15 protein-coding genes and 2 pseudogenes are annotated in these 16,926 nt (G+C 42.2%); 9 read left to right on the forward strand and 8 right to left on the reverse strand.

Annotation, left to right across the window (positions count from 1 at the left end; all coding sequences use genetic code 11):
- Positions 1 to 427: 427 nt before the first annotated feature.
- Positions 428 to 1,561: a glycine cleavage system aminomethyltransferase GcvT gene (gene gcvT, locus L1D11_RS09510; protein WP_239833423.1), complete on the forward strand. Its 1,134-nt coding sequence runs from the start codon at positions 428 to 430 to the stop codon at positions 1,559 to 1,561.
- A gap of 215 nt (positions 1,562 to 1,776) precedes the next feature.
- On the opposite strand, the gene L1D11_RS09515 is transcribed toward gcvT, so the two are convergent.
- On the reverse strand, positions 1,777 to 2,106 hold the full coding sequence (locus L1D11_RS09515) for a hypothetical protein (RefSeq protein ID WP_239833422.1): 330 nt from the start codon (positions 2,104 to 2,106) through the stop codon (positions 1,777 to 1,779).
- Positions 2,107 to 2,305: 199 nt separating this feature from the next.
- Here L1D11_RS09515 and L1D11_RS09520 point away from each other — a divergent pair, with 199 nt between their 5' ends.
- Entirely contained in the window at positions 2,306 to 2,635 is a 330-nt protein-coding gene (locus L1D11_RS09520; RefSeq protein ID WP_239833421.1) for a helix-turn-helix transcriptional regulator, read from the forward strand.
- 81 nt (positions 2,636 to 2,716) lie between these two features.
- On the opposite strand, the gene arfB is transcribed toward L1D11_RS09520, so the two are convergent.
- The gene (gene arfB, locus L1D11_RS09525) at positions 2,717 to 3,127 is read right to left on the reverse strand and encodes an alternative ribosome rescue aminoacyl-tRNA hydrolase ArfB (protein ID WP_239833420.1); all 411 of its coding nucleotides are present in this window, start codon (positions 3,125 to 3,127) and stop codon (positions 2,717 to 2,719) included.
- Between the two features lie 87 nt (positions 3,128 to 3,214).
- Here arfB and L1D11_RS09530 point away from each other — a divergent pair, with 87 nt between their 5' ends.
- A complete protein-coding gene (locus tag L1D11_RS09530) occupies positions 3,215 to 3,841 on the forward strand; it encodes a beta-phosphoglucomutase family hydrolase (RefSeq protein ID WP_239833419.1) in 627 nt (208 codons plus the stop codon).
- 23 nt (positions 3,842 to 3,864) lie between these two features.
- Here the strand turns inward: L1D11_RS09530 and L1D11_RS09535 are convergent, their stop codons facing one another.
- From L1D11_RS09535 to L1D11_RS09550, 4 genes are all read right to left on the reverse strand, one after another.
- Positions 3,865 to 5,769: a diguanylate cyclase gene (locus tag L1D11_RS09535; protein WP_239833418.1), complete on the reverse strand. Its 1,905-nt coding sequence runs from the start codon at positions 5,767 to 5,769 to the stop codon at positions 3,865 to 3,867.
- Positions 5,770 to 6,005: 236 nt separating this feature from the next.
- On the reverse strand, positions 6,006 to 7,754 hold the full coding sequence (locus L1D11_RS09540) for a formate--tetrahydrofolate ligase (protein ID WP_239833417.1): 1,749 nt from the start codon (positions 7,752 to 7,754) through the stop codon (positions 6,006 to 6,008).
- 279 nt (positions 7,755 to 8,033) lie between these two features.
- Positions 8,034 to 9,338, reverse strand: a complete 1,305-nt coding sequence (locus L1D11_RS09545) for an inosine/guanosine kinase (RefSeq protein WP_004738099.1) — start codon at positions 9,336 to 9,338, stop codon at positions 8,034 to 8,036.
- 116 nt (positions 9,339 to 9,454) lie between these two features.
- Positions 9,455 to 9,931: a CreA family protein gene (locus L1D11_RS09550; RefSeq protein WP_239833416.1), complete on the reverse strand. Its 477-nt coding sequence runs from the start codon at positions 9,929 to 9,931 to the stop codon at positions 9,455 to 9,457.
- A 248-nt stretch (positions 9,932 to 10,179) separates the two neighbouring features.
- Between L1D11_RS09550 and L1D11_RS09555 the strand changes: the two genes are divergently transcribed.
- The 4 genes and pseudogenes from L1D11_RS09555 (at position 10,180) to L1D11_RS09565 (ending at position 12,343) form a co-directional block, all read left to right on the forward strand.
- Positions 10,180 to 10,674 (forward strand): hypothetical protein, encoded by a 495-nt coding sequence (locus L1D11_RS09555; RefSeq protein WP_239833415.1) that lies wholly within the window; start codon positions 10,180 to 10,182, stop codon positions 10,672 to 10,674.
- A 60-nt stretch (positions 10,675 to 10,734) separates the two neighbouring features.
- A pseudogene (locus L1D11_RS09560) lies at positions 10,735 to 11,126 on the forward strand (phosphodiesterase); the annotation flags it as partial.
- Between the two features lie 121 nt (positions 11,127 to 11,247).
- Positions 11,248 to 11,384, forward strand: a pseudogene (locus L1D11_RS22635) (HD domain-containing phosphohydrolase); the annotation flags it as partial.
- 230 nt (positions 11,385 to 11,614) lie between these two features.
- Positions 11,615 to 12,343: an HAD-IA family hydrolase gene (locus tag L1D11_RS09565; protein ID WP_239833414.1), complete on the forward strand. Its 729-nt coding sequence runs from the start codon at positions 11,615 to 11,617 to the stop codon at positions 12,341 to 12,343.
- Between the two features lie 433 nt (positions 12,344 to 12,776).
- On the opposite strand, the gene L1D11_RS09570 is transcribed toward L1D11_RS09565, so the two are convergent.
- Positions 12,777 to 14,201: a methyl-accepting chemotaxis protein gene (locus L1D11_RS09570; RefSeq protein ID WP_239833413.1), complete on the reverse strand. Its 1,425-nt coding sequence runs from the start codon at positions 14,199 to 14,201 to the stop codon at positions 12,777 to 12,779.
- 148 nt (positions 14,202 to 14,349) lie between these two features.
- Positions 14,350 to 15,573, reverse strand: a complete 1,224-nt coding sequence (locus L1D11_RS09575; RefSeq protein WP_239833426.1) for an aromatic amino acid transport family protein — start codon at positions 15,571 to 15,573, stop codon at positions 14,350 to 14,352.
- 446 nt (positions 15,574 to 16,019) lie between these two features.
- On the opposite strand from L1D11_RS09575, the gene L1D11_RS22640 reads away from it, so the two are divergent.
- A complete protein-coding gene (locus L1D11_RS22640; RefSeq protein WP_275666017.1) occupies positions 16,020 to 16,148 on the forward strand; it encodes a hypothetical protein in 129 nt (42 codons plus the stop codon).
- Between the two features lie 137 nt (positions 16,149 to 16,285).
- Complete coding sequence (locus L1D11_RS09580; protein ID WP_239834713.1) at positions 16,286 to 16,897, forward strand: ACP phosphodiesterase; 612 nt, start codon at positions 16,286 to 16,288, stop codon at positions 16,895 to 16,897.
- The last annotated feature ends 29 nt before the right edge of the window (positions 16,898 to 16,926 follow it).

The raw sequence follows: 16,926 nt of genomic DNA on the forward strand, positions 1-16,926 counted from the left end.
TATAGTGAATGCAAACGTTTGCATTTGTTTCTAACGTTTGCCAAAAGACGCGATATTGGTGTTAAAAGCATCAATTTCGCGTCTTTGTATGCAACTGGAAGTTGTTTTTTAATTGTTAAATGTCACATTTTAAGCTGTTTTAATCTTGTTAAGGGTGTAAAACTGACTCAGGCTTGTTTACTATAGTGAACACGGTTTACTCATGTTGATTGAAGTTTACTGAAGTGAATTCTTAGAAAGTGAGTTGTAAAGGTTTTGTACAGCTATCTATTCTTATAGCGCTGACGATAAAAGCCTATATAAAAGACATCACTTTTTACTATCTACTGTTTCTAACGTTAACCCGTATCGTTAGAGGCGACTCTAAATAGAGATATAAGCGGCAGACTCGACTTTGGAAAGCCTGCAACGCTTCATGGAGAAGAAAATGACTCAAGAACACGCTAATCAAGACCTACTAAAAACACCTCTGCACGCACTTCACGTAGAAGTGGGCGCAAAAATGGTTCCTTTCGCTGGCTACGACATGCCAGTTCAGTATCCACTAGGTGTGAAGAAAGAGCACTTACATACTCGTGACGCTGCTGGTCTTTTTGATGTTTCTCACATGGGGCAACTGCGTCTACACGGTGAAAACGCAGCCGCTGTTTTAGAATCTCTAGTTCCTGTAGATATTATCGATCTTCCTGCTGGTAAGCAGCGCTACGCGTTCTTTACTAACGAGCAGGGCGGCATCATGGATGACCTTATGGTTGCAAACTTAGGTGATCACCTATTTGTTGTTGTTAACGCAGCTTGTAAGACACAAGACATCGATCACCTTACAGCTCATCTTCCTGCAGATGTAGAGATGGAAGTGATTGATGACCGTGCACTATTAGCACTTCAAGGCCCTAAAGCAGCTGAAGTTCTTGCTCGTTTCCAACCAAGCGTTGCAGACATGCTATTCATGGACGTTCAAAAAGTTGATGTTGACGGTGTTGAATGCATCGTAAGCCGCAGTGGTTACACAGGCGAAGATGGCTACGAAATCTCTGTACCTAACGACCATGCAGAAGCTCTAGCACGTAAACTAACGGCAGAAGCTGAAGTAGAGTGGGTTGGCCTTGGTGCTCGTGACTCACTTCGTCTTGAGTGTGGTCTTTGCCTATACGGTCACGATCTAGATACAACGACAACTCCAGTAGAAGCGAGCCTTCTATGGGGTATTCAAAAGGTTCGTCGTACTGACGGTGAGCGCGCTGGCGGTTTCCCAGGTGCCGATATCATCCTTGAACAAATCGCAACCAAAGACGTTCAACGTAAGCGTGTTGGCCTAGTGGGTCAAACTAAAGCTCCTGTGCGTGAAGGTGCTGAGCTGTTCGATGCGGAAGGAAACAAAGTAGGTGTAGTAACGAGTGGTACTGCTGGTCCTAACGCGGGTAAGCCTGTTTCAATGGCGTACGTACGCACTGATCTTGCTGCTATCGGTACAGAAATATTTGCTGAAGTTCGGGGTAAGAAACTGCCAATGACAGTAGAAAAAATGCCATTCGTACCTCAACGCTACTACCGTGGCTAATATCTTTTAAGAGAAACCACTAAGCTAAATGAAGAAAGCCTATTGTATGATTAGTTAGGGCTGTGATCCTGCTTGGAGGCCTTCATAGGATACATCTTTAGTTAAAGGTTCCACTTCTTTATGCTGCTTAATTTATGCTGCTTAAATTGTGGCGAGTCATTAAATGATGACTCGCCACAATGCTTTAATTAGTAACTCATACGTAGTATTAATTATCAGCCATTATAAGATCTTGTCGGCATTTTTATACAGTATCTTTCGATAATCTCATCTATCTCCGCTATCGTTTGGTTGATGCTCCTAATTCCGCCTAGTGCTATGCCTTTTTCATTTTGTTTCAAGGCAGAAAAAGTCTGCTTCAATTCTTTATCCTCTAGCATATTTCTGTGTAACAACACTTCTTTATGAGTGAGTAATCTATGTTGTACTGCAATAATTTCTTTGTGGCTGTTTTCAGAATCTAAAGCGTACTTTATGCAAGGAAATGCCAGTTCATATTGATTCTCAATTTCTTTTTTAACGTCTTTCAAATTGGTAATTTGCAATTTTCTTATTTCCTAGCACTTGTATACACGAGGTAACTAGCCTTTAAGTTCAATATCAATCTATGTGTGAAAGCTTATGAAAAGTAACGTTTTAAACAATCGAATAATATGATTTTGGTGGCTTATGTAAACTGTCAATAGCCAATTTGGTCTGCTTCTTGCTTAAAATAGGTCATAACTGTCTTTTAAGGATGAGCTTATGTCACAGGAACCCATAATAATTGCGCTGACTGAGCGTAGAAAACAAGCCAACCTGTCTCAAGAAAAGTTAGCTTCTAGTGCAGGGATGAGTTTAAAAACCTATCAACGGATTGAACGGGGAGAAGCTGACATCAAGATGTCTCAGTATCGTTCGATCACTAGAACCTTGAAAATTACGGATTTGGATGTAGTACTTGATATTTTTGGTACGTCACAAGCGACTCCGGAAGATATGGCGGCGGTCTGTCGTCTGCTGTCAAGCGAAGAACGCGTATTGTTGATCAAACTGATTTTGTCGGTCAAAAAAAAGCAGCCGCCTTTCTTTTAGATAAATAGCGCAATGGATCTATTTGTGGGTCAAATAGACAGGTATTCCAAGGGTAATGTGTCTATTGAGGTTATGAAGCATTCAATTCACTCTTCTACGGAGTTGTTTCGTGGTGCTTCTCTGTTTTTTACTTTCCAAACATCTTTTCTGGGAGGCGCGTGTTGGCTTAGTCGCTCGTCTCACTTTTTGAACTTTTGTTGTTTCCAAGATAAGATCTTTCAAACGCACTAAAGCATCATCTCGGTTTTGTTCTTGCGTCCTATACTGCTGCGCCTTAATGATAATCATGCCATCTTTAGTGATGCGGCTATCTTTGTGTGCGAGAAGCTTTTCTTTATAGAAGTCAGGTAGGGTGGAGTGCTTGATATCAAAACGTAAATGTATCGCGCTTGATACTTTATTGACGTTCTGACCGCCGGCTCCTTGTGCTCTGATCGCTGTTAATTGGAGTTCCCAGTCTTGAATCGAAACAGAGTTAGTTATTTGTAACATAAACATCCATTTTAAAAGGTAATACGGCGCCATGATACTGAATATTGGTTATGGTATCAGTAACTTTATTAAAGAATGGTAGTAGTGATGAAAATAGATTTAACGGCATATGAAGGATTAATCTTTGATATGGACGGTACGTTGAACGACACAATGCCTGCTCATGTCCAGGCTTGGCAGCAAACTGCGCAGGAATTTGGGTTCCACTTTGAAGCATCTTGGATTCATAGCTTAGGTGGTATGCCGAGCTACAAAATAGCCAGTGAAGTGAACAGAAAATATGGTTTGTTTCTCGACCCGCAGGCGGTATCTAAGTTCAAGGTGGCATCATTCGCAGCGATTGAAGACAAAGGGGATGTCATCCCTTGTACACACTCGCTATTACTCGAACATCTAGGAAGTAAGAAGATTGCGGTTGGAACAGGAAGCCAGCGTAAAAATGCGAAGCAGCTGCTAGAAAATACGAACATTCTTAGCAAGCTCCATATTCTCGTTACCGCTACAGATGTGAAAAACCATAAGCCGAACCCAGATACCTTCTTAGATGCTTGTTTTGGTATGGGATTACAACCGAAGCAATGTGTGGTGTTTGAAGATACGGACCTTGGTAAACAAGCCGCTCACGCTGCCCAGATGGACTGTATTCTAGAGGTAGATGGCGATAAGTTAGAGTTTCACCCCGCACACCCCGCACTGATTGGCTTTAGGATGTGAGGTTACTTAGGCGTTATTTCGTGCTAGGCGATTTCACTCATCTCGGTGTCTAAGAGCATACATACGTTATCACGACCAGCCGCTTTTGCTTCGTATAGCGCTACATCGGCGCATTTGTAGTTTAGGGCAGGGTCGCCAGTTAGATTTGTGATACCAGCACTAACGGTAACAACACTGTCTAGCTCAAGGCTAACCGCAATTCGTAGTCTATTAAGCACGTAGTCGACTTCTTCTGTTGTGGTGTGAGGCAGAATAACGCCAAACTCTTCACCGCCAATACGAGCAACGAAGTCAGTCTCACGACATTCACGTTGCAATACTTGAGCAACGGTTTGAATCACTCGATCACCATAGTCATGACCAAATCTATCGTTAATGCGTTTGAAGTGATCAATATCTAGAATCGCCAAACAAGAATGTTCTCGGGTAGGGTAACGGTTAATACGGGAGCATTCATCGCGCAGCTCCAGATCAAACTTTCGGCGGTTCCAGCATCCCGCTAAGGCATCTTTTTCACTCAAGTTTCTAAGTTTATTCTCAAGCTCTTTGTGTTTACTAATATCAACAAATGACGCCACATAAAACTGGATTATACCTTTCGCATCTTTAATGGTTTGGATGCGAAGTATTTCGGCAATCAATGACCCGTCTTTACGACGGTTGACGACTTCACCTTCCCACATACCTTGCTTTTTAATAACACTCCACATTTTGATGTAGAACTCTTGGTTGTAACGTCCTGATGCGAACATTGAAGGTTGGCGGCCTTTTACGTCTTCCAATTCATAACCACTGACTCGAGTAAATTCTTGATTTACCTTGATGATGCGATTATTACGGTCAGTGATGACCAAAGCCGACATACCATTCATCACCGCTTTTGCTAACTGACTTTCTATACTGTTCTTCTTATGATTTCTGTTCCACAGTACAAAACCTGCTGAGATCATCGAGATTAAAATCGATAATGTAACGATCTGTACGACAATGGCATGATTTTCACGATGATACTGGCTATTTAACTGTTGATTCTCAATGTGAAGTACCATGTAGATAGGGCCTTCAAACTGCTTGATCTTAGGGCTAATATCAGCGTGAAAATACCAATTTTTACCATCAAAGTAGCTTGAGGATGTGTTGTCTTTTATCGCAGTCCATAGCTTGGGGTACAGCTTGTCATAAGTTTGGTCTGAGCGAGATTCAATAACATGACCGAAAGACTGTGAAGGATCTGGCCCCATGATGATGTGCCCGGTCTTATTGAGAATAATTGGGACGGCAGAAGAGTCACCGATCTGGTAATGAAGGCGTTTATAAATCTCTAGCATGTTTAAGTTGGCAATGAAGTAACCAATAATGCGATTGTTGTCAGCGACAGGTGCCATAATGCGCAGCGCCGGAATCAACGGGCGAACTATCTCGCCGTTTTCGACTTCAAGATCGATGCCTTTGGTATTGACCTCCCCAACTTTAAGTTCTTGAAGTGCGGAGAAGTAACTACGCGATGACTTATCTTGGAGTTCTTTTTTCGTAACCACTGAAGCATGGCCATCTTTATAATTAATGCGGAAAACTTCATTACCGCTTAAATCAAGATAGCGTAATTGAGAATAGTACTTTTGGCCACGTGCAAGCATCACCCAAAGATCTTGCAGTGCCTCTGTGTGAATGACAGACGGCTCTTTAATTGCTCGAAGTAACGTTTTGGAATCTGCAATAGAGGGAACTGAGTTAGAGATTTGTTCAACAATGACAGCGAGCTCGTGAAAGCTGTACTCAATTTGGTTTTGGCTAGATTGTTTAATGTTTAGCGAGTGCTGGGCTTCGACTCTGTCGAATTCAGAGCTGATATAGAGGGCAGGGACTAATCCTAGGGCAAACATGGTGCACAGAAATTGGCTGACTAGTTTCTTTATACTTGTATTCATCACTGTCCTCAAAGAATCAGCGCAATACTATATATTTTATAGGGTTTTTAGTGTGATCTTGACCCAGAACTTAAAACAAGGTTTGCATATTACTGTGGTTTTAGTGCAATTTTGTGCACCTTGACTTGATTAATGAGCAATCATTTAACAATAAAATGATTGCTCATTATAGAATAACGCTCCGAAATGCGAGGTGATTAAATCGCGATTTTCGATGTTTGTCTAGCTAATGGAGCTTAACTAAGACCTACTATATTTCCATTACTATCAATATCTAACGACATGAACGCCGGTTTATCTGGCAATCCAGGCATGGTCATTACATTGCCACATAAAGCGTAAATAAATCCAGCACCCGCACACAGTTTTAGTTCTCTTACGGGTACGTCAAATTGGCTTGGTGCGCCTTTGATATGTGCTTCCGTTGAAATAGAAAGTGGTGTTTTAGCCAAGCATACAGACAGATCTTGATAGCCATGTTCTTTAAACTCAGCCAACTGCTGCTTTGCTTTCGAAGAGAGTGTAATGCTCGCGGCACCGTAACCGATTTCAGCGACCGCCATGAGTTTCTCTTCTAAGCTTTGAGCTGTTTGGTAGAGCGGCTTAAAGTCGCTATCACTTTGGCATGCTTTAACAACCGCTTGTGCAAGTTTAGTGACGCCGTCACCGCCTTGGCCAAATGCTTCACTGACTTCAACAACGACGTTGCTATCAAACTCTGTAATCATCTGTTTCAATGTGTCGAGTTCTTGCTGTGAATCTTGTGGGAAGCGGTTTATTGCTACTACGGTAGGCACACCGTATTGCTTAACGTTATTGATATGCCACTTTAGGTTTTCAAAGCCTGAGAGTAACCCATCGTTGTCTTCACTGAAGAGGGAATCAGGTAGTGGTGTTCCTGGTCTCAAATCATACAAACCAGAGTTCGCCTTTAGTCCACGCAATGTAGCAACGACTACCGCGCAATCGGGTTTCTTACCAGATGCTTTGACTTTAATGTTACAAGCCTTTTCGAAGCCCATATCTGAACCAAATCCACCTTCAGTTACAGTAAAGTCGCTGAGTTTCAGTGCGATCTTATCTGCAATAATCGAAGAGTTACCATGAGCAATGTTCGCGAAAGGACCTGCGTGTATAAGTGTTGGTACACCTTCAAGTGTCTGCATCAAGGTTGGTTCAATAGAGTCTTTCATTGTTACTGTCATTGCGCCAGCAACATCAAAGTCTTCTGCGGTTAAAGGTTGACCTTGTCTGTTGTATGCCAGTACAACATGCCCGATGCGTTTACGTAAATCTTGGAGGTCATCGGCCAGTGCTAGAATAGCCATAAGCTCTGAGGCGGCTGAGATATCAAATCCATCTTCGCGTTCATAGCCGTTGATCGTTTTATCAGATTCGTTTTTACCCACGGTAATCATACGTAATGCGCGGTCATTATGGTCAAGTACACGTCGCCATACGATTCTGCTAGGGTCTATATCCAGTGCTTTCAATCCTGAGCGAGCTTCAAATGCTTGTAAGCCTTCACGCTGTTCATGATACAAGCGTGCGTCAATGGCAGCAGAGGCAAGGTTATGAGCGGCTGTCACAGCATGGATGTCACCAGTTAGGTGGAGGTTCAACTCGTCCATAGGAGCAACTTGAGAGTAACCACCGCCAGCAGCACCACCTTTAACACCAAACACTGGGCCCATTGAAGGCTGGCGAATACACGCCATTGCTGATTGGTTAATCTTCGCCAATCCTTGTGCTAAACCGATAGTCGTCACGGTCTTACCTTCACCAAGTGGTGTTGGTGTAATTGCTGTCACGACAACCAACTTTCCGTCTGGCTTTTGAGATAGGCGTTCGAGTGCTGCTAGAAACACCTTTGATTTGAATTGCCCTAAGGGCTGATGTTCTTGTTCTTGCAGGCCGGCTTGCTTAGCAACCTCACTGATGTTTTTAAGGGGTGTTGAACGACAAATATCAATATCAGACAGCATATTTGATCCTTATATCAGAACCGAAAGGTGGTGCGTAAACGTTTGCGTGGTGATGGTACTGTATAAATTTGCTAAGTAAAGGCAAACCACACAGATTATGTGCTGGAAGATACCAGATCTGAAGAGTCATTGCGCAAGATCAAATCTTAAATGAGCAAAATATTCGATTTAGTGCGTTCCAAATACGCTCACATCCGCTTTAAATATAAAAAGGGACTGCATATCGCAACCCCTTTTAGATGAGAGTGTTATTTATATCATTACGCAATAGATGCGCGATTAACGGTCCCAGTATGTTTCTTCTAAGCTATCTTCACGTTCTGGTAGTGCACGAGAAAGACGAGGAGAGTGTTGTGTTAGCACTTCGTAGCTTACGCGGTTCGCATACTTACAAATCTGAGACAGTGAAGAGTATGTTAGACACGTGTGTTCGTGTTTCTCTGAGTTTGGTACGTTAACGAAGTGGTAGCTGTTTGCTGCCATGTCGTGTAATAGAGCAGAAAGCGCGCCATCACCCGCACCATTAGTGTTCTTAATCTCTAATGGACCACCAAGGTATGGGCCAATGTGAGAGTAGACTTTAACTGGGTTTTCACAATCTTGCTTACGCATCGCACGGCTGAATTCGTACTTGTTGAACTCAGGGATATTGCCTGGTAACAGTGGAAGAGTAGTTTCGCGTTTTGCTAGCTCGTCTGTGTAACCTGCCATGTAAAGGCCGATTGGACCTGCAGTACACAGTACTAAGTCAACCCATTCTAGTGCTTTGTTAGCTGCAAGAAGTGGATCTTTTTCGCCTGTTAACGCTTCACCTTCGTCTTCATTCATCGCAACGATAGTTACGTTCTCTTTCAGGTATTCTTGCCACCATTCAGCGTTACCTTCGATCACGTATTTAGTACCAAGTGTTAGAACAACAGGCACGTTGTGCGCTTTCGCGTATTCAATCGCCTTTTGTACTGCTTTTGGCATTGGATCTTCAGGGTTACCGCGCATTAGGTACGAAGATACGACTAGAGCAGATGCTTTCTCGAACACTTTCTCAGGAATGCTTTCTGGAAGCAGCTGGTTCATGTGTCCTTCGTTAATCGCAAACGTACGCTCGCCATCTTCGGTAATTAGCGTGTAACAACGACCGATTGGACCATCTACCGTTTGTAGGTGGTTCAGATTCATACGAGAAGAAGTGCGGCAAAGGTAACGGTAACCAAATGAGCCAACTTCAATTTTCTTAGACATCACGCCAAGCAGTACAGATTTGCTGTCTGCAAGTACGGAATAATTGTGCAGTGTGTTGCCGATAGTATCGCCAGGGTATTGATGCGTAATCAAACCGCGCTCTACAAGCTCTTCATACAGCGCATCAGCTTTACTTTCTTCCAATACCAGTGAGTGACCTTTACTCAGCTCGTATTTATCAAGGAACGCACTGTCAACACGGGCTTCGATATCAACAATGGTTTGACCTACACCTACAATCGTTGCGCGGTGCAGTTTAGGTGTTTGTTGAATTTGGTTGACCAACGGATCACGTGCGTGAGTTGGAAAGTAATGCTTAGATTTACGCTGTCCAGGAAACTTCATATGAAAAATACAGTGAAAAAATTTTGCCGCATGATATCACATTTTGTTTCTGTTTCTTTCATTTTTATTACATTTTGAATCACCTGAACAATGTCTGTACAGGTGATTCGTATTGATTATTCTGTTAGTACGAGTGTTGCTGGATCAACGTAAGCCGCTGTACCCCATAGAGGAACAGTCGATAGGCTGTGTTTGAAGCTGCCTTCAGTCTCTTTAGTGGTGTAAGACAAGTAGAGTAGGGACTGGTTTTTTGCGTCGTAAATACGGCGAACTTTCATGGTTTTGAAGAAGATGCTTTTCGACTGCTTGAATACCACTTCACCAGATTTACTCTTATCAACCTGCGCAATCATTTCAGGTGTGATTTCACCCGTTTGGCGGCACGAAATAGAGCTATCACTTGGATCAGAAAGGCTTAGGTTCGCTTCGATGGAAGCTATGTGACACGTTACGCCCGGGATTTTGTCATCGTCTAAAGATGACATCTTAATGTCCTTCATTGTGAAGAAACCTAAAGATACGTCGCCAACCTCGTTGTCCGAACAACCTGCTAACATTGTCATGATACCGGCTGCTATTAAGGCTTTTTTCATAAGAAGTCCTTTTTATTTGTATAGTTCTGTTTACTATAAGAAAATTGAAAGCTTGAATACGAGTGTAGAGCTTTTCGTTAAGTTCTTAAAGGATGTTGTTGGATAATGAAAAATATGAAGCATTTAAAGTACTTGTTGGCCTTGGTGATGCTCTGTATGCTCTCTGCATGTAGCTCGGCACCTCTGCCGACCGTATGTCTTCCAAATAACTGTGATATTTGGGGGTACTAACTATAGGTACTAAAAGAATGAATAACGAAATACCTGAAATCGCATTAAAGAAAAATCAGTGGCTGTTTAGTCAGCTTGATATTGCTTACCCCGCAAAAGCAAGCCTCTTAGGTCTAGATATCTATAAAAAACAACTTTCCAAGAGAACTTACCAACTTCTCCCGCAAGCCCAAACTCCCTCACACATCGATGAATTGCACAAAGTGGATTTCCACAAACTCACGGTTCTTTTCTCGCTCAACCAAGCTAGTGCGTATAAAGATGAAGCTGAAAGGGCCAATATCTTAGAATTCCTGAGCCAAATAATGTTGTCAGATGAACATGACCTATATGTCTGCACCAAAAACGGTGACGTAGTGGCGAGTGCGATTGTGACAGTCAGTGAAGATGAAGTGTTAATATCTGATATTGTTAACCAAGACGATCAAAATATTGTCGGGTTTGCTAAACAGTTACATAATTTTTGGGCTCAAGATAAAGGTTCTATCGATAAGGTATGGTTCGAGAACTAAAGGCCCTTTGAGAAAGCGTTAATCCAATTACAATGCGCCGTATTTTAAAAAAGGTTCAGTATGTACAAGCTATTGATCTCAATTGCTGTATTGTGTGCTAGCGCTTTTTCTCCTGTGGCTTATGCTAAAGATTGGGATGTTAAACAAATCCTAGTTTTTCACTCCTACGAACCTTCTTACCAATGAACAGCTGATTTTCAAAAGGGCATCGATAGTACGTTCAAGCAGTCCCAAAGTGAAGTTAAGCTCTCAATTGAGTATTTAGATACAAAGCGTACTCATAGCTAAGACTACTATGACTCTTTGGTTAATTACTTTGAAGTCAAATATTCAGGCTATAAGTTTGATGGTGTTATGCTACTGACGATCATGCGGCGAACTTCCTTGAATCATTAAGTTCTATTATTGATCGTTCGACGCCAGTTGTGGCTTTGGGCATCAATGATCTCAGCAATGCTGGCGAAGCATAGTGGTTATTGGCTTTTCATGTAGGCTAACTATACGTCAAAGCCTCTGTCTTGTATGAAGTTCCCACAAAGTGGTGCAAAAAACAGCTCGAAAGGTCAACAGATCCTAATTGACAATAAACATCATGAGCTCTGGAATGGATCTGGCTACCAAATGATAAGGCAGGCGAGGAGATTCACTTATTTTCCCGTATTACCGCGTCAGCGTACGTGTTTGACGCGCTGCTAAGTACACGTTGGTATTATTTATATTTTTGACTGCTATCCATGGTTTTATGCAAATCCTGTAGGCATTGAGACTAAAGAGCCTACTGCGATTGGTAAAAACTGTTGCTTATGTCGAGTTAAAAGTGATCTGCTGCATATTTTGTGAAGAGAAATAAGCATGTATACGTAAACTGTTACATCAATCATCCCTCACTTCGAAAGAACCCTATAGGATAAAACTTGGATTTAATCTGAGTGAGATAACTATGCACCTAGAACAGACTAAATGTGTGATATTTGATTGTGACGGAACATTGATTGACAGTGAGAAGCTGTGTTGTCAAGCCTTAGTTAATGTCTTTGGTGAATTTGGGGCGAAGCTCAACTTGAATGACTGTTATGCGCATTTTCAAGGCGGGAAGTTAGCTGACATTTTAATGGACACACAAGCACGCCTTGGGCTATCTATCTCCATTGACATACTCGAACCTTTATATCGCACTGAATTAGAAGCATTGTTCCAACGGCACTTAAAGCCGATGGACGGCGCTATCGAACTGATTGAATTCCTCAAACATCAAGACATCGAATTTTGCATTGCTTCCAATGCGCCTAAACATCGTGTTGAATCTTCTCTAGCGATGACAGGTATGCTTGATGACTTTAAAGGCAAAGTGTTTTCTGCGTTTGATGCAAACAGTTGGAAACCCGAGCCAGACTTGATCATGTATACCGCAATGAATATGGGCTTTTTACCCAATGAGTGCATTTATGTAGATGATACGTTGAAAGGTATTGAAGCGGGTGTTCGAGCGGGTATTCAGTCGTTTAGATTAAGACCGAAAGTTGACGAGACATTAAGTGATGATCCAAAAGCCGACACAGCAAAGCGAGCGGCTCAGGATATCTATAGTTTGGAAGAGATTTCTCTCTGGATTAATGGCAAGCAATGCTCAAGTGGTGATAAACCGAACTCTGCAGCTTTGGTGGGTTAGCGCCTAATTGAAGGCTGAGTACTTTACTAAATTGTTTTGTGTGAAACCCGCAGGATGCGCAAGTAAACTTCTCTCCACTTTCTGAAAGTAGGTATTCGTCATGTTGGCATAAAGGGCATGTCACGTCTTCGATGTTTGGTGCTTCTGTTTTATTCATTATGTGTCACCTGCAGCAATAGGGTAAGCGAAAATAAGACCCGTATAGATAGATTACTCTTAAGCTCGTTTATTAGACAGTTTTGCTCCTTTATATTCTCTCGTTTGCGACCTGCTTCATGGTAATGATAACTTCATCGTTAGTGGTTGCATTTTTCGTATGGTATTAACGCCACCCAATAAAAAAGGACTCATGTGAGCCCTTATTTGTTTTGTCCACCTTACTCTAAACGGGATGATTCTTCCTTTCGAGCTAGATGTCATGATCTTCAAACATTTAAGTGCGATATCTTGCCAATGTCCGCGATAGGGTAACCGACGCATCCGTCAACTTAGACACGCCATTCGATGAGTTTTGCGCCACATCTTTAATCACATCGGATTGACTGCGAATATCGTTAAGTTCAGCTGCAATGGTATTTGCTACGCTACTTTGCTCATCCGCTGATGTTGCAATTTGAATACTCATGTCCATGAGTGCTTGGGCTGAATTTGCAATTGAGTTTACGTCGTCACCGATGTTGGAAATCAACTGGCTGCTTGTTTGTGCCTGATCGACGGTTTGCTCGGTGATTTTTGCAATGTTTTTGCTCTCTTGTTGTAAGCGTTCAATCATTGCTTGGATCTCTACCGTAGCGGATTGAGTTCGGCTTGCAAGCGTTCTTACTTCATCAGCTACGACCGCGAAACCACGGCCTTGTTCGCCCGCACGAGCTGCTTCAATGGCTGCGTTCAATGCAAGTAGGTTTGTTTGCTCTGAGATAGCATTGATTGTAGTGATCACTTCGTTTATTTGGCTAGTGTTCACATTCAAGCTGGTCACAGAAGAGGAGGTTTGCGCGATCAAAGAAGAAAGGGTAGTGATCTCTGAAATAGCTTGTTGAACCTTTGCGTGACTGTCGTTAATTTGTTGTGCATCTTGTTCTGTTTGCTCGGTCGAACGTGCTGAAATATTAGATACTTCGTTTGCAGAAGCAGTCATTTGGTCCATCGCGGTCGCAACAGAGTCCAGAGAGGCGTTTTGGCTCATGATCTGTGTCTCGCTGCGCTTCATCTCTGTTTCAAAAGAAGCCGATGTTTCACTTAGAGTTGCTGCGCTGTGGTTGACGTTGTTAATTAACTCACTAAGCGTGTCCATTGAACGATCAAGAGCACAGCCAATCGTACCGAACTCGTCACGGCCAGGGTGAAAGCCAAGGCGTGATGTTAAGTCACCATCACCAATCTTTTGAGTCGTTGAGTAAAGAACCCAAAGTGCGCCGCCTAGGAAAGTCGCTACCCAATAACAGAAAAGACCAAAAGGCACACACCACAAAAAGCTCAGTAATAAAGTGTACAGTGCTTGCTGCTTTTGATGCTGTATATCGTTAGTTGAAACGGTAAGTGAGTAGTAGTTGCCATCCTGTGCGAGTGCTGTGGCAGTCACGGAACCATTGTTTGAAATGGTGGTTTTTTGAGGGCGAGTTTGCTGGCTCACAGAGCGAACAGAAGCAGGGGAATCTGAGGCTGATAAAATGCCTTGCAGTTGATACTCGACTTGCTGTTTTGCAGTTACGTCAATGTGTTCCATTTTATTGACGTAGTTGAGGCCAGCTAGGCTTGCCAAAGCGGCAAAAAAGATTAAGAAAATGACCCAAAACTTGTCGTTGATCGACATCTTGATAAACAGTTTGTCTATCGTTCGAAATTGTACTTCTTTCATAAAAACTCCACGGTAAATCCTTTACTGTGGACTCTAAATAACCAACTTCAATAAAAATGTGATGTAATACGATTAATTGTGAAAACTAATGATATAGATATTTCATTAATGAGAGCTTGATCGCCAATATCATTGGCGAATTGCTTTATTAGCCGAGTGACGGTAATAACCCTACAGATATAAGGATTTGAATTGCAATGATAAATACACCAACACCACCCGCTAAGAACAGTGCTTTGCTCCCGCCCCAAACTTGGTAATTAGATTGTGAGCCGTTAGTCGCAATGGTGAAATCTGTGTAGCGTACTTTGTAGACCATGACAGTAGGTAAAAGAATGGCTAATACAGAAAGTGCGATGGCTGCGTAACCCAAAGCCATGATGAAGCCTTGTGGGTAAAATAGCGCAAAGCCCAGCGGTGGTAAGAAAGTAATACTGGCAGTCTTTACACGTTTTGCACTACCTAGTTTATTGCTTAATGAGTCGCCCATAAATTCGAACAGACCTAAGCTAACACCGATAAAAGACGTAAGAAGAGCGAGATCGGCAAACACACCAACGATCACACTTAGATTTGACTGATGCACAGTTTGCGACAGCGATACCAAAAGTGCACCCAAGCTTGTGTCAGAAAGCAACTGCTCTTGGCTCACCACACCTAAAGTAACGCCTTGCCAAAAAATGTAGATAACTAAAGGTAGTGCAGAACCTACAATCATTACTTTGCGTAGAGAGCGAACATCACCATCAAGGTATCTTACGATAGAAGGGATACTGCCGTGGAAGCCGAAAGAGGTGAACACGACTGGAATTGCCGCGACAATCAGACCTTGCTGTAGTGGCATGCTTAATAGGTATTGAGAAGTGATGTTAGGTGCTAAGAAGCTCAGAACCAAAACCATCGCGACCAGTTTTAGCCCAAATAATACACGGTTAACCTTATCAACACTGTGCGTACCAATAGTTACAACACCAGCCACGAACAATGTAAACAGCAAAGTCGTCACTTGGCCATTGAGCTCAATTCCTGCGATGTCGGCAATTCGTTGATTAAACTGCGCACCACCGCCTGCGATGTAAGCGGCGCACAGTGCGCAAAATAGAAACATAACTGCGAAGCTCGCAATCCACTTTCCCTTTGTTCCTAAAATCGTGTGAGCCAAAGTGTGTAGGGTGGCATCAGATTCAACGAATTGGTGTAACTCCACCATTAATAACGCTGTAAATGCCATTAGTGCCCATAAACCAAGCATCAAGAAAAGTGAAGTTGAAAAGCCAATACCTGCAGAAGCAAGAGGAAGAGCGAGCATGCCGGCACCAATTGTTGTGCCAGCAATGATCAAAGTACTACCAAAAACCTTTGATTTATTCATTGTATATAATTATTTACGTTATGGTGTGTTTTAATTGTAATTCTTCTAGCTTAAGCGCATAAACCCAAAGAATATCTCGATTTTGGAGTATTCTGATTGAGTTTAATTCCAATTGCAACGGTTAATGTAATTTAAAATATCCACTGTAAATTAATGTTTACAGTTATATTGTTGAGGAGCAAAAAACGAGGTGAGCAAACGTTTGACCATGATCGGCTTCAAAATAATTGGAGTAATTTGTTGTACTTAATGTATGGTGGCATTACATATGTCGTTTGTGTATACCCCTTTAACGTAGATAACCGTTAATGATCGCGAGTAGCTTCAAGCTATAAATATGGAATGGGTAGAGTAGAGTGCGTTCATCAAAGTGACATAATATAAGTCCAAGATGGTGCACTGGTTAATTGGACATAACGTCCACATCAAGGAATAGAGGGGGCACTATGAGTGACCAATCTTTAAATGACGAAAGTCTAGAGTTGTTAGATGCTATGGAAATTGGCATTGATTTATCTTACTACGAACAGACAGTTAAACAGTTAGCTGAAGAGCTTTTTCCATCTTCTAACTAACGTCTCATTTCAATTCTTATACTGAGCAAATCTAATTCGCTCACTCGTCATACCAAAAGCTATCCTCATTAAAGTTCGCGAAGATAAACAAGTACGTTTACCATGTTACTTAGTTCTCGACACTTTAATGAGGTTCAATGAACTTTCTCGCACACCTTCATATCGCCAAACACTGTAACAGCAACCTAGCAGGAAACTTGTTAGGTGATTTTGTGAAAGGCGACCCAAATAAACACTATTCAGATTCGCTGTCCGATGGCATTCGACTTCATCGGTTTGTAGACAGCTATACAGACAGGCACGATGTTTCTCGTTCTGCTAAATCACTCTTTTCAAACCAAACGAAACGCTTTGCACCTATCGCACTCGATGTATTCTGGGATCACTGTTTAGCCAATCATTGGGCGCATTTTTCTAAGCAATCACTAGAGCGTTTTTGTCTCGATAGCCATCAACAAATATTTGATCATCAAGAACCTCATTGGCCGGAAAGCTTTGTGATAATTCATCAGAAAATGGCAGAACAACGCTGGTTGGAGAGTTATCAGGATATGGAGTCTATTGAAATGGTGTTACAGCGAATGGCTTTAAGAAGGCCAAAGCTCAGCATGCTAAAAGCGTGCTACGCTGACTTGGAAAACCAATATGATACGTTGCAGTGTCACTTTAATGAGCTTTATCCCATGGTTTTGAAGGAAGCAAACGAGTTTAATGCACTACAATTACAGAAAAATCAGAAGGAAAGGTAAACAGCGTAATGCAGGTTTGCTACAATCCG

This window comes from Vibrio sp. Isolate32, assembly GCF_022397955.1.
GTDB lineage: Bacteria > Pseudomonadota > Gammaproteobacteria > Enterobacterales > Vibrionaceae > Vibrio.